Annotated in this window: 9 protein-coding genes; 2 read left to right on the top strand and 7 right to left on the bottom strand. The window is 74.5% G+C overall.

From position 1 onward, the window contains the following. Positions 1–2,049: 2,049 nt before the first annotated feature. Together AB0F98_RS26975 and AB0F98_RS26980 are read right to left on the bottom strand one after the other, a co-directional pair. The gene (locus tag AB0F98_RS26975; protein ID WP_357740689.1) at positions 2,050–3,720 is read right to left on the bottom strand and encodes an AAA family ATPase; all 1,671 of its coding nucleotides are present in this window, start codon (positions 3,718–3,720) and stop codon (positions 2,050–2,052) included. A gap of 75 nt (positions 3,721–3,795) precedes the next feature. Further along, a complete protein-coding gene (locus AB0F98_RS26980) occupies positions 3,796–4,005 on the bottom strand; it encodes a hypothetical protein (protein WP_091589699.1) in 210 nt (69 codons plus the stop codon). A 140-nt stretch (positions 4,006–4,145) separates the two neighbouring features. On the opposite strand from AB0F98_RS26980, the gene AB0F98_RS26985 reads away from it, so the two are divergent. Further along, a complete protein-coding gene (locus AB0F98_RS26985) occupies positions 4,146–4,886 on the top strand; it encodes a GNAT family N-acetyltransferase (RefSeq protein WP_357740692.1) in 741 nt (246 codons plus the stop codon). A gap of 122 nt (positions 4,887–5,008) precedes the next feature. Here the strand turns inward: AB0F98_RS26985 and AB0F98_RS26990 are convergent, their stop codons facing one another. From AB0F98_RS26990 to aspS, 4 genes are all read right to left on the bottom strand, one after another. Further along, a complete protein-coding gene (locus tag AB0F98_RS26990; protein ID WP_357740695.1) occupies positions 5,009–6,376 on the bottom strand; it encodes an MFS transporter in 1,368 nt (455 codons plus the stop codon). Next, entirely contained in the window at positions 6,373–6,972 is a 600-nt protein-coding gene (locus AB0F98_RS26995) for a helix-turn-helix domain-containing protein (protein ID WP_357740698.1), read from the bottom strand. Before AB0F98_RS26995 ends, AB0F98_RS26990 begins: the two co-directional genes overlap by 4 nt. 127 nt (positions 6,973–7,099) lie before the next feature. Further along, the gene (locus AB0F98_RS27000; protein ID WP_357740701.1) at positions 7,100–7,912 is read right to left on the bottom strand and encodes a sugar nucleotide-binding protein; all 813 of its coding nucleotides are present in this window, start codon (positions 7,910–7,912) and stop codon (positions 7,100–7,102) included. A 107-nt stretch (positions 7,913–8,019) separates the two neighbouring features. After that, entirely contained in the window at positions 8,020–9,825 is a 1,806-nt protein-coding gene (aspS, locus tag AB0F98_RS27005; protein WP_357740704.1) for an aspartate--tRNA ligase, read from the bottom strand. Positions 9,826–9,978: 153 nt separating this feature from the next. On the opposite strand from aspS, the gene AB0F98_RS27010 reads away from it, so the two are divergent. Next, positions 9,979–10,614, top strand: a complete 636-nt coding sequence (locus AB0F98_RS27010) for a DUF998 domain-containing protein (RefSeq protein WP_357740707.1) — start codon at positions 9,979–9,981, stop codon at positions 10,612–10,614. Positions 10,615–10,884: 270 nt separating this feature from the next. Here AB0F98_RS27010 and AB0F98_RS27015 read toward each other — a convergent pair whose 3' ends face one another. Further along, the gene (locus AB0F98_RS27015; protein WP_357740710.1) at positions 10,885–11,931 is read right to left on the bottom strand and encodes a S1 family peptidase; all 1,047 of its coding nucleotides are present in this window, start codon (positions 11,929–11,931) and stop codon (positions 10,885–10,887) included. Positions 11,932–12,038: the final 107 nt, after the last annotated feature.

Consider the following 12,038-nt stretch of genomic DNA (forward strand, 5'->3'; position numbering starts at 1 on the left):
CCCGCGGACCAACCTCCGGACCAGGCCCCGGACGAGCCGCCCCACGAGCCGGAACCTCCGGACCTGGTTCGGAGCGGGCCGCGGCGCGGCCCGGTGCCGAGGCGGCGGTGGGAGTCTCCGAGGTGGGTTGGTGAGTCGGCGCCCGGCCGGTGGCCGGGGCGCGGCCGGGCCGGGCAGCGCGCGGCTCGTCGACCGGGCGGGGCGGCACCACGGCGCGGCGGGCCGTCGACCCGTCGGGTGCCGGTTCGTCCGACGTGCCGCGCCGACCACCGGCGGAGCCGTCGACGGCGGCGGCGGCGCGCGTGCCGGCCGGCCGTTCACCTGTCGGTTCGTCACCGGGTGGCACAGCGGCACGGGCGCCGCGACGCCCGGTCGGCCGTGCCGGGGGCTGGTCCTGAGCGGGGGGCACGAGGCCGGGTGCGGGTCGCCTGCCGGTGGACCGGTCCGATGACGGCGGCGCGGAAGACGCCGCGCCACCGGTTTCGATCACCGGCAGCTTCGGGTCGGTGTGCGGCAGCCGTCCGGCCTGCCGAAGCCAGTCGGCGGGGCGTTCGGGGCGTTCACCCCGAGCGGCCGCGCCCTCCGGTTCGACACGACGGCCGGTGGTCGGACCCGCCTCCTCCGGGGCCCGCCGGCGACCGGGGGCCCGGTCGGCGTCGTCCTCCGCCGCCGCCCGTCGACCGCGGAGGACGCCGTCGGCCCCGTCCGGGCCCTGAGCCTGGTGCGCGGCGGTTTCCGTCTCCTCCGGGGCCGCTCGGCGGCGGCGTCCGCCACCACGGCCGGACGCCGGCTCGGCGCTGCCCGGACCCCCAACGATCGGCTGGTCACCCCTCGTCGGCTCATCGGGCTCGGGCGCACGCCGGCGACCGGTCGGCGCGGACGCCTCACCGGTGACCGGTACGGCGCCCGGCGGAAGGGGTGTCTCCGGTGCCACCGCCGGTCGGCGGCGCGGGTCCCGGCGCTCGCGTGCCCCGGCCGGCTCGGGTCCCGGGTCGCCTGCCGTCGCAGTGGGAAGGCCGGGCGCGCCGGTGGGCACGACGCCGACCGGACCGGCGACCCGACCCGGGTCGGTCGGGTCGGCGGCCGCTCGCCGGCCTGCGGGGATCTCCCCGGTGGGCTGGGCCGGCTCCGGACCGGTGCCCCGCCGCGGCGGCGTCGTTCCCGGCCGACGCCCGACCGGCGCACCCGAGGTCGGGGTGCCGGGAGCCGCGGGCTCATCGGGGACGGGGTGGGCCGCGGGAGCGGCCGGACTACCGGGGACCGCGGCCGCGGCACCGAAGCGTCCGGCCGGGCCTACCTTGCCGGTCTGGTCGCCGCCGGCCGGTGGGCCGCCGAAGGGGACGGTCGGAGCGCCGGGGACCGGACGGGCCTGCGGACCGGCAGGATCAGCCGGGCTCGGCCGGGACGCCGGCGGGCGGGGCTGCGGGCCGGTCGGACCACCGGCGTTCGGGTGCGGGCCGGGGCCGGGAACCGGTGCGGAGCCGCGGCCCGGCTGGCCGGCGGCGTCCGGCCCGGGAACAGGCTGGTACGGCGCGGCCGGTCCCGGATTCGCCGAGCGCGGGGCGGCCGGTGCGGGTGCTGGCTGATGCGGTGCGGTCGGCGCGGCGGCCGGCTGGTGCGACGCCGGCGCACCGGACGGTGCCGCGGGCGGTCGCTGCTCCGGCCGCCGGGCAGCGTTCGTCGGCTCCGGTGAGCCGGGCCACGGCCCGTCCACGGGGCGCGGCCGGGCACCAGGAGCCTCCGGGCCGCCCCGACGCACGGGCGGCGCCGCCGGACCGCCTACCGGTGGCGGGACGTCGAGTCCGGGACCGGCCGGCACCGGTCCGGCGCCTCGAGGCGCGGCCGGCGGAATCGCGTCCGCCCCGTCGGGGCCCAGTTCGGTGCGTTGCTGCTTGGCCGACCGCAGATCGTCGATCCAGCCGAACTCCTCGCCGCTGACCGGCTCCTCCGGTGCGGCCTCGGCTCGGTTCCGTCCCCAGCGGCGGCCCTTGGCGCGGGGATCGCGCCGCTCGTCCGGGCCGTCCTCCGGTCGCTCCGCACCACGCGATCTCACTGCTGACCCTCTCCGGCGGCAACCCTGCCGCCATCCTTCTCCGCGCCGGCTTCAGGCGGACCCGCTGTTCGGTCGCCGTCGGCAGCCGCAGCGGTCGGGGCCGGTCCGCTCGCCTGCGTCGCCGCCGGGGAAGTCTCCGCGGGATCGTCCGGCGCCTGCTCGGGCGCGGCCGGACGACCGCTCGACGTGTCCACCCGCGCGGCCGGCATCTCCGCCGGTGCGGCTGACGCCTCCGCCCGCGTCGCGGGCGCCTCCGGTCGTCGCGACGGCTCGGGGCGGGTCGCCGGGGCGGGCAGGCCGCGCACGATGCGGCGCAGCAGCGGCAGCCGGGCGGCCACCGCCCGCTCCCCGCCGTGCTGACTGGGCTGGTAGTAGTCGGTGCCGACCAGGTCGTCGGGCACGTACTGCTGGGTGAGCACGCCGCGCTGGTCGTCGTGCGGGTAGCGGTAACCGGCGCCGTGACCGAGGCCGCGGGCACCGGCGTAGTGGGCGTCGCGCAGCCCGCGCGGCACCGGACCACCACGTCCGGCCCGTACGTCGGCCATCGCCGCTCCGATCGCGGTCGTCGCCGAGTTCGACTTCGGCGCCGTCGCCATGTGGATCACCGCCTGGGCGAGATTGAGCTGCGCCTCCGGCAGACCCACGTACTCCACGGCGTGCGCGGCGGCGGTCGCCACACTCAACGCGCTGGGGTCGGCCATGCCGACGTCCTCGCTCGCGAAGACGACCAGGCGGCGGGCGATGAACCGGGCGTCCTCACCGGCCACCAGCATCCGCGCCAGCCAGTGCAGCGCGGCGTCCACGTCCGACCCGCGCATGCTCTTGATGAACGCGCTGATGACGTCGTAGTGCGCATCGCCGTCCCGGTCGTACCGGACCGCCGCCACGTCCACCGCCTGCTCGGCGGTGGCGAGGTCGATCCGGCCGGTGCCCAGCGCGCCCGCCGAGGCCGCCGCGGCCTCCAGCGCGGTCAGCGCCTTGCGTACGTCGCCGGCGGCGAGCCGGACGAGGTGGTCCTCGGCGGCCGGATCCAGGGCGAGCGCACCGCCGAGACCCCGCTCGTCGGCGACCGCTCGGCGCAGCAGTCCGCGGACCGCCTCGTCGTCCAGCGGTTGCAGGGTGAGCAGTACGCACCGGGACAGCAGCGGCGAGATGACTGAGAAGTAGGGGTTCTCGGTGGTGGCCGCGAGCAACGTGACGGTGCGGTCCTCGACGGCGGCGAGCAACGAATCCTGCTGGGTCTTGCTGAACCGGTGCACCTCGTCGATGAAGAGCACGGTCTGCGGACCGCCGCTGCGACGCTGCCGGCGGGCCGAATCGATCACCGCCCGGACGTCCTTGACCCCGGCGGAGAGCGCCGACATGGCGACGAACCGACGGTCGGTGGCCCGGGCGACCAGGTGCGCGATGGTGGTCTTCCCGCTGCCCGGCGGCCCCCAGAGGATGACCGACATCGGCGCGCCGCCGGAGACCAGCTGCCGCAGCGGCGCGCCGGGCGCGAGCAGATGTTCCTGCCCGACCAGCTCGTCGAGGCTCGCGGGGCGCATCCGGACGGGCAGGGGCGAATCCGGCCCCACCTCGGTGAACCCGTCGGCATCACCGGAACCCGCGGGGGCGCTGGGCGCTCCGGCGGGTTCGCCGAGGGAGAACAGGGCATCGGACTGCATCACGAGAACAGTACCGGGCCGGGTCCGGGACACCGGAATCGCGCCGCGGGCCCGGCCGGCAGTGATCGGGTCCGGTCAGCCACGGCCAGGCCGACGGCCCCGGTACCAGCGTCCGCCGCCGCCACCGGGGCCACGGCCGACACCGGCCAGGTAGAGCGCGAGCAGCAGCAGACCGATGAGCACGAGGGTGTTCCAGTTGAACAGGTCCGGTGCGCCGAAGTTGGTGTCCATCAGGTCGAGCAGCAGGGCGAAACCGAATACGATCGCCGCGAGAATGGCGAGCATGACGTCCTCCGGTGGGGGTTCCCAGTAGGTTGCCGCCGGATGTACCCGATCGGGACGCTCGCCAATCTCCACCATGGACGACCCGGCCCCGTCCGGGCACCGGCGACAACGGTCAGCCCGACCCCTCCTAGGCTTGGAGCATGATCATCGCCGACCAGGTGCTCGACGGTCGGGCCGCCATCCTGGCTGCCACCGGCCACCACCCGTACGCCCGGCACATGCTTCGGCCGGAGATGGAGCCGCGCGGCTACCGGCGCGACGGCGCGGTGGTCTGGGTGCTGCCGGCGGGGCAGCGGCCGTCGGTGGCGGCCCTCGGCGCGGCCGGGCCCACCCTCGATGTCTGCGCCGACCTGGTCGCCGAGGGCGTGCTCGGGGCGGGCCTGTTGCTGAACCTGCCTGGGCTCGACCCGGCCGACCTGGCCGGCCGGCTGAACGTGGCCCAGCGTGACGAGTGGCTCTTCCTCTGGACCACGGCGGAGCCGCCGCGTCAGCCGGGCGAGGAACGGGTGGTACGCCTCACTGAGGCCGATCACCCGGCGCTCACCGCGTTGATCGACGAAGCTTTCCCGAGCACCACTTCCCGGCCGGGCGACCTCGGGGTGGTCGGCTGGTACGGCATCCGGGACGGTGATCGCCTCATCGCCTGCGGCGCGGACCGCAGCCGTGGTGACATCGGGTTCCTCGCCGGGCTGACCGTCGCCCCGCAGCAGCGTGGTCTCGGCCTCGGCGCCGCTCTCACCGCCGCGATGACCCGCACGATGCTCACCCGGTACGACCACGCCGCGCTCGGCGTCTATCCGGTCAACGTCGGCGCGATCCGGCTCTACCGCCGGCTCGGTTTCACCAACACGGCGACCCGTAACTCCATCCGCCTCGCCTGAGCCGCCCGAACGGTCCCGCGCGGACCACGACCGACTCGGGTTCCCCTGCTGTCGGACCGCCCTGGCCGGAGGGACACCGCGCCTTCGACGAACCCGAGTCGATCATCTCGACCGGCCGGGCCTCAACCCGCCGATCCGGCCACCGGGGCCCCGTCGCTCGCTGATGACCGGACGGCGGCCGGACTCCCGGGCGACGGGAGCGTGGGGTCAGGCACCGGAGTCGTGGGACCGGCCGTGGCCGCTGCGTCCGTGACGGCCCGCCGGCCGGCGCGCCAGGCCGGCAGGTAGAGCGGGGCGGCGACGGCCAGCACGACCGCGCCGACCAGCATCGCGGTGCTGACGCTCGAGAAGTCGGCGAGCGCGGTGAGCAGCACGGCGCCGAGCGCGAATCCGGGCTGACCCATCATCGAGTTCAGCGAGATCACACTGGTCCGGTAGGGACCGTCGACCTGCCGGTGCAGCAGCCCGACGTGCAGCGGATTCGACGCGCCGTGCACCGTGTAGCAGGCCAGGTACGCGACGAGCACCCCGACCGGCCCGGCGAAGAACCCCATGCCGACGACCGTCACCCCCTGGGCGATCCGCAGCAGCGCGGCGCCGGGGGCCGCACCGAGCCAGCGCAGCAGGAGCGGGGTCAGCGCCGCGCCGGCCGCGGAGGCCAACCAGGCCGCCGAGTTGGCCGGTCCGAGCAGCGCCGCCGCCCGGTCCGCGTCGCCGACCACCTCGGAGAGTCGTACCGGTAGCAGCGACTCGAACGTGACCATGCCGAAGCCCCAGAACAGCTCGACGGCCACCAGGGCGAGCAGCACCCGCGATCGACGCAGCAGGCCGACCGCCTGCCCGATCATCCGGGGAGCCTCGACGATCGACGCCCGTAGCGCGCCGCTTCCCTTCGCGGGCCGAACCTCCGTCAGCAGCATGAGAAGTGCCCCGATGGCCACCGCCTGGAGGGCTGCGGCGACCAGCACGGGCACGGTGAGTGCGCTGACCGGCCCGATCGGGCCGAGCGCGATCAGGCCGCCGCTGAGGAGCGCGCCGGCGCTGATGGCCACGCCGATCACGGTGCCGGCGTACCCGAGGCCCGGCTCGTAGGTGGCCTCGGGATCGGCGGCCAGGGTGGCGTCGACGTACCAGGACTCGAGTGGACCGCTGTCCAGCGCGCGGAAGACGCCTTGCAACGCCCACACCAGGAAGAAGAGTGCGAACGAGTCGGCCACCGCGAACACCAGCAGGGAGATCAGGCCCAGCAGCCAGGCCGTCACCAGGACGGGCCGCCGGCCGAGGACGTCGGCCAGCCCCCCGGTGGGCAGTTCCAGCGCCAGTACGACCACCCCCTGGGCGACGCTGACCAGCCCGATCTGGGACAGCGACAGCCCACGTTCCTGCATCAGCAGGATCATCAGCGGGATGGTCAGACCGCTGGGCAGCCAGCGCAGCCCGTGCAGCAGCAGGAAGCGGAACCGGACCTGGCGTACGGACAGTGCGCTCATCGCCGTCCCTCCACCCGGGGGAAGGCGGACAGGAAGATGTGCACCTGCTGGGCGTCCGGCCCGTCGCTCGGTGGCTCGTCGTGGTAGCGCATGACCACCTGCCACAGCTCGTCGTTGAGCGCCCGCAGCCGGGCCGGCGAAAGCGTCAGCACCATGTCGCTGAGGCTGGCCGCGTCCCGCCACTCCCGCGACTGGTCCTCGGCGGCCGCCATCCACCGCCGCGCGTGCTCGGCCATGAGCTGGACGTGGTTGGCCTCGATCCACCGCGCCGCCGCCCGGGCGTCCGGGTCGTCGTCGAACTCGGTGGGCTCGAAGTTGCTGATGTCGTGCAGGGCCCGCCACCACCGCTGACGGCCGGTGCCGAGGTCCGGGTCCTCGGCGACCAGCCCCACCTCGGCGAGTTGCCGGAGGTGGTAGCTGGTCGCCCCGGTGTTGGTGTCGAGCTTGTCGGCCAGCGCGGTCGCCGTCGCCGGCCCGTCCACCCGCAGCGTGCCGAGCAGACGCATCCGCAACGGATGGGCCAGGACCCGGACCTGCCGGGCGTTGAGCTGCACCTGTCGTGGCGGGCGCCGATCAGTTCCGGGAGTGTCAGGCATGCGTGCACAATATCTGTGCACAAGTTCTATGCACAAGATGTGTGCATAGAACTTGTGCACTCATCCCGGATCGAATGCGATCTCTGCGGGATCGCCCGCGCCGCGGTGGGGCCGGTGGCCCGTCGGATCAGGCGGCGAGAAGCTCGCGTACGCCACGCAGCCGCGTACGCAGCAGGCCCATGGCGCGGGCGGAGTCGAGCCGTACGTCGGTGGGGCGCAGCACGCCGGCCTCGGCACCGGTGGACGTCTTCATGCCGATCTGGTCGAGCCCTTCCCGGCGGGCCACCAGCAGGCCGAGTTCCGCGCGGCTGACGGCGTCCGGGCCGGCCACGTTGATCGGGCCGGCGTAGTCGGTGCCGGCCAGCTCCAGCACGGCGCCGGCCAGGTCGACGACGTCGATCGGGCAGCGAAGTTCGTCGGTGAACAGGGTGGCCCGCCCGGCGAGCGCGTCCCGGCAGAGCTGGATCTGCTTGCTCCGCTCCCCCAGGATCAGCGAGGTGCGCACCAGCGCCGCGGCCGGATCGATCGCCCGGACGGCGGTCTCGGCCGCCGCCTTCGCGGCCCCGTACGGGAAGATCGGGCTGGGCGGCTCGTCGTCCCCGTACGGCTCGGAACGGCCGGCGTGCAGCGCGTCGCTGGAGATGTGCACGAGCCGCGCGCCGGCCTCGGCCGCCGCGTAGGCGATGTGCGCCGCCCCGTCGGCGGTCACCGCCCAGTCCCCGTACCGGTAGGGCGTGCCGACGACCACCGTGGGCCGCACCCGCGCGACCAGGTCCCGGACGGCGGCCCGATCGGTCACATCGAGCCGCCGCGCCTCGACGCCGGCCATCCCGACGGCACCCGAGTGGTACGTCCCCACCACCCGTTCACCCGTCGCGACGGCCTGCCGACAGACCTCCGCGCCCAGAAACCCGCTGGCCCCCACCACGAGCAAAGTCACGACGCCTCCGCTTCCAGTCGATCACGGGGTTGACGGACACACAGGCCCGGCCAACCCCATGATCGAACGGCGGCCTCCGAACGACGCCGGCGGCCGAGAAAGACCGATCAGGTCGGGTCGGCGACCGGGGCGGCCGGACCGGCGGTGCCGCTGTGCGGAGCCGCCTGCGGCTTCGGCTTGGCGTCGATGCCCGCCTCGGTGCGCTGCTGCGCGGTGATCGGCGTCGGCGCGCCGGTGAGCGGGTCGAAACCACCCCGCGTCTTCGGGAAGGCGATCACCTCGCGGATCGAGTCCGCACCGGCGAGCAGCATGCAGACCCGGTCCCAGCCGAACGCGATGCCGCCGTGCGGCGGGGCGCCGTACTTGAACGCCTCCAGCAGGAAGCCGAACTTGTCCTGCGCCTCCTCCGGGGTGATGCCGAGCAGGTCGAAGACCCGCTGCTGCACGTCGCCCCGGTGGATACGGATCGAGCCGCCACCGATCTCGTTGCCGTTGCAGACGATGTCGTACGCGTACGCCAGCGCCCGGTCCGGCGCCTCCTCGAACCGGTCCACCCACTCGCCGTTCGGCGAGGTGAACGGGTGGTGCACGGCCGTCCAGCCACCCTCGTCGTCACGTTCGAACATCGGCGCGTCGACCACCCAGCAGAACGCCCAGGCGCTCTCGTCGACGAGCCCGGACCGCTTGGCGATCTCGATCCGCGCCGCGCCGAGCAGCTCCTGCGCCTCCCGGGTGTTCGTGCTCGCGGCGAAGAAGATCGCATCGCCGGGCTTCGCGCCCACCGCGTCGGCCAGACCGGCCAGGTGCGCCTCGGAGAGGTTCTTCGCCACCGGGCCGCGCGCCTCACCGGTCTCGGCGTCCAGCACCACGTACGCCAGGCCACGCGCACCGCGCGCCTTGGCCCAGTCCTGCCAGCCGTCCAGCTCCTTGCGGGTCTGCGACGCGCCGCCGGGCATGACCACCGCGCCGACGTAGCCGCCCGCGTCGATCGCGCCGGCGAACACCCGGAACTCGGTGCCGCGCAGGTAGTCGGTCAGCTCGGTCAGCTCCACGCCGTAACGCAGGTCCGGCTTGTCCGAGCCGTACCGGGACATGGCGTCGTGCCAGGTGATCCGCGGGATCGGGCGGGCGATCTCGTGGCCGGCCAGCTCCGACCAGAGCTTCGCCACGATCGCCTCGCCGAGGTCGATCACGTCGTCCTCGGTGACGAACGACATCTCGATGTCGAGCTGGGTGAACTCCGGCTGCCGGTCGGCGCGGAAGTCCTCGTCCCGGTAGCAGCGGGCGATCTGGTAGTAACGCTCCATGCCGCCGACCATGAGCAGCTGCTTGAACAGCTGCGGGGACTGCGGCAGCGCGTACCAGCTGCCCGGCTGCAGGCGTACCGGCACCAGGAAGTCGCGGGCGCCCTCCGGGGTGGAGCGGGTCAGCGTCGGGGTCTCGATCTCCAGGAAGTCCCGCTCGTGCAGCACGGTGCGGGCGAGCTGGCTGGCCCGCGACCGCAGCCGCATGGCCTTCGCCGGACCGCTTCGCCGCAGGTCCAGGTAGCGGTACTTGAGCCGGATGTCGTCGCCCGCCTCGACCTGGTCGTCCACAGGCAGCGGCAGCGGCGCGGCCTCGGAGAGCACCTCCAGCTCGACCGCGGTCACCTCGATCTCACCGGTGGGCAGCTCCGGGTTCTCGTTGCCCTCCGGGCGGCGGGTCACCTCGCCGGTGACCTTCACGCAGAACTCGTTGCGCAGCGCGTGCGCGTCCTCCTCGCGGAAAACCACCTGGACCACGCCGGAGCCGTCGCGCAGGTCGACGAAGATGACACCGCCGTGGTCGCGCCGGCGGGCCACCCAGCCGGCGAGCGTCACCGTGGTGCCGGCGTCCGTCGCGCGCAGGCTTCCGGCGTTGTGGGTACGGATCACGGCTGGCAACTCCTCATCGTGGAACAGTCCTCACCGGCATTCTGTCAGGGGCGGCCGTCGTTCCTCCGACCACCCGGCCCGCCGGTGCGAATCACCGGTGGGTGGACCGCCGAACCCGAGCCGCCGAGCCGCCGAGCCGATTACCGTGGCCGAATGCGCGTCGTACCGACGTGGGCCGTCGCCACCGCGGCGGCGGCACCTGTGCTGCTGGTGACCGGCTGGACGGTCGCGGGCGCGCGGCAGCCCAGCGACTACGACCCGGTCCGGGACACCATCAGCGAGCTGGCCGGGCCGGATGCCGCCGATCGCTGGATCATGACCGGCGCCCTGGTGTTGTTCGGCTCCTGCTATCTGGCGATCGCCGCCGTGCTGCACGCGGCCGGTCTGCCCAGCCGTTTCCTGCTCGCCGTCGGCGGGGTGGCCACCATCGCGCTGGTCGCCTTTCCCCGGCCGAGCGTCGGTGGTTCGCTCGGTCACGGCACCGTGGCGACCGTCGCCGTCCTCGCGCTGGCGCTCTGGCCGGCCGGTACGGCGCTGTGGCTGCCGCGCGGCCCGGTCGTCGGGCATCTGGCTCGCCCGGAGCCACCCTGGGCGTTCCGCCGGGCGGTCGGGCTGAGCGCCACCGCACTGTTGCTGGGCCTGGTCGGCTGGTTCGCGCTCGAGGTGAACGTCGGATCCCGGACCGGGCTGGCCGAGCGGATCACGGCGCTGGCCGTCGCGCTCTGGCCGTTGCTGGCGGTGCTCTCCGCCCGGCGGGCGCAGCTCGCCGCCCCGGCCGGAGTTCGATGAGCGGGGTGGCCGGCGTTGGGTGAGCGGCGCGGCCGGAGTTCGGTGAGCGGGGTGGCCGCCATTCGGCGAGCGGCGCGACCGGAGTCGGGTGAACGCGCGGCCGGAGTTCGGTGAGCGGGGTGGCCGCCGTTGGGTGAGAGATGCGGCCGCCGTTCGGTGAGTACGCGGCCGCCGTTCGGTGAGCGGCCGGCCGACCCCCTGGCCGGCGTGCGGATCGGACACATGACGCGGGCCGCCGGATGACTCCGGCGGCCCGCTGGCGGGGGACGGTCAGATGATGCTGACGCCGTAGACGCTCAGCGCCTCGGTCACCGGCTGGAAGTAGGTGGTACCGCCGGTGCGGCAGTTGCCGCTGCCGCCGGAGGTCAGACCCAGCGCGGTGCTGCCGCTGAACAGCGAGCCGCCGCTGTCGCCCGGCTCGGCGCAGACCGTGGTGCGGATCAGACCGCGGACGGTGCCCTCCGGGTAGTTGACGGTGGCGTTGAGCGCGGTCACCGAGCCGCTACGCAGGCCCGTGGTGCTGCCGGAGCGCTGCACGGACTGGCCGACGGACGCGTTGCCCGCGCCGGTGACGTCCCGGTAGCTGCCGTTGTAGAGGTAGACGTTGCCGGCCGCGTTCGCGGAGTTGCTGTGCCGGACGATGCCGTAGTCGTTGCCCGGGAAGCTCGTGCCGGCGCGGGTGCCCAGCAGGCTGGTCTGGGAGGAGTTCGAATACCAGCTCGACGAGATGTTGGTGCAGTGCCCGGCGGTGAGGAAGTAGTAGGTGCTGCCGCTGCGGACGTTGAAGCCGAGCGAGCAGCGCCCGCCGCCGCCGGCGTAGATGGCCTGGCCGCCGGAGATCCGGGTGCTCAGCACGCCGGCCTCGGACTCGATGCGCAGCGCGCCGTCGGCCCGGGCCACGGCGGCCTTGACGCGCTCCAGCTTGGCGCCGGTCACGGTGGGATCGACGGAGACGACCACCTGGTTGCTGACCGGGTCGACCCACCACGCGGTACCCGGGATGCTCGCGCTGCGCTCCAGGTCGGAGGTGACCCGGGCCAGCTCGGCTGCGCCGCGCTCGACGAACTTCGGGGTCGCGCCGGAGGCGCGGACCTCGCGGGCAGCGGCCTCGTCGGTCACGGTGACGATCATCTTGCCGCTGGCGTCGGCGTACGCGCCGGCGGAGCGGGCGCCGAGCCGCTCGGAGAGAGCGGTGGCGGCGTCGGGGGAGGCGGCGGGGGCTGCCTGGGCGGGTGCGCCGATGAGCGAGCCGACGACCAGGGTTCCGGCCACGGCGAGGGTGGCGGCCCGGCGGAGTGTGGACCTCGTGGGTCGCATGAACAACCTCCAAAGAGGGGGCGACGGCCCTCGCCGGGGGCGGCGGGGCCCGGAAGGGTCCGGCCGAACTGGGGGAACCGGCCGAACGCAATGAAGTATTCACATGC

Source organism: Micromonospora sp. NPDC023737 (genome assembly GCF_040639715.1).
GTDB lineage: Bacteria > Actinomycetota > Actinomycetes > Mycobacteriales > Micromonosporaceae > Micromonospora.

What these genes read in the sequence shown, in the direction of transcription:
- AB0F98_RS26985 (WP_357740692.1), top strand. Translation starts at nt 4,146, where the DNA reads ATGATCATCGCCGACCAGGTGCTCGACGGTCGGGCCGCCATCCTGGCT.
- AB0F98_RS26995 (WP_357740698.1), bottom strand. Translation starts at nt 6,972, where the DNA reads ATGCCTGACACTCCCGGAACTGATCGGCGCCCGCCACGACAGGTGCAG.
- AB0F98_RS26980 (WP_091589699.1), bottom strand. Translation starts at nt 4,005, where the DNA reads ATGCTCGCCATTCTCGCGGCGATCGTATTCGGTTTCGCCCTGCTGCTC.
- AB0F98_RS26990 (WP_357740695.1), bottom strand. Translation starts at nt 6,376, where the DNA reads ATGAGCGCACTGTCCGTACGCCAGGTCCGGTTCCGCTTCCTGCTGCTG.
- AB0F98_RS27010 (WP_357740707.1), top strand. Translation starts at nt 9,979, where the DNA reads ATGCGCGTCGTACCGACGTGGGCCGTCGCCACCGCGGCGGCGGCACCT.
- AB0F98_RS26975 (WP_357740689.1), bottom strand. Translation starts at nt 3,720, where the DNA reads ATGCAGTCCGATGCCCTGTTCTCCCTCGGCGAACCCGCCGGAGCGCCC.
- AB0F98_RS27015 (WP_357740710.1), bottom strand. Translation starts at nt 11,931, where the DNA reads ATGCGACCCACGAGGTCCACACTCCGCCGGGCCGCCACCCTCGCCGTG.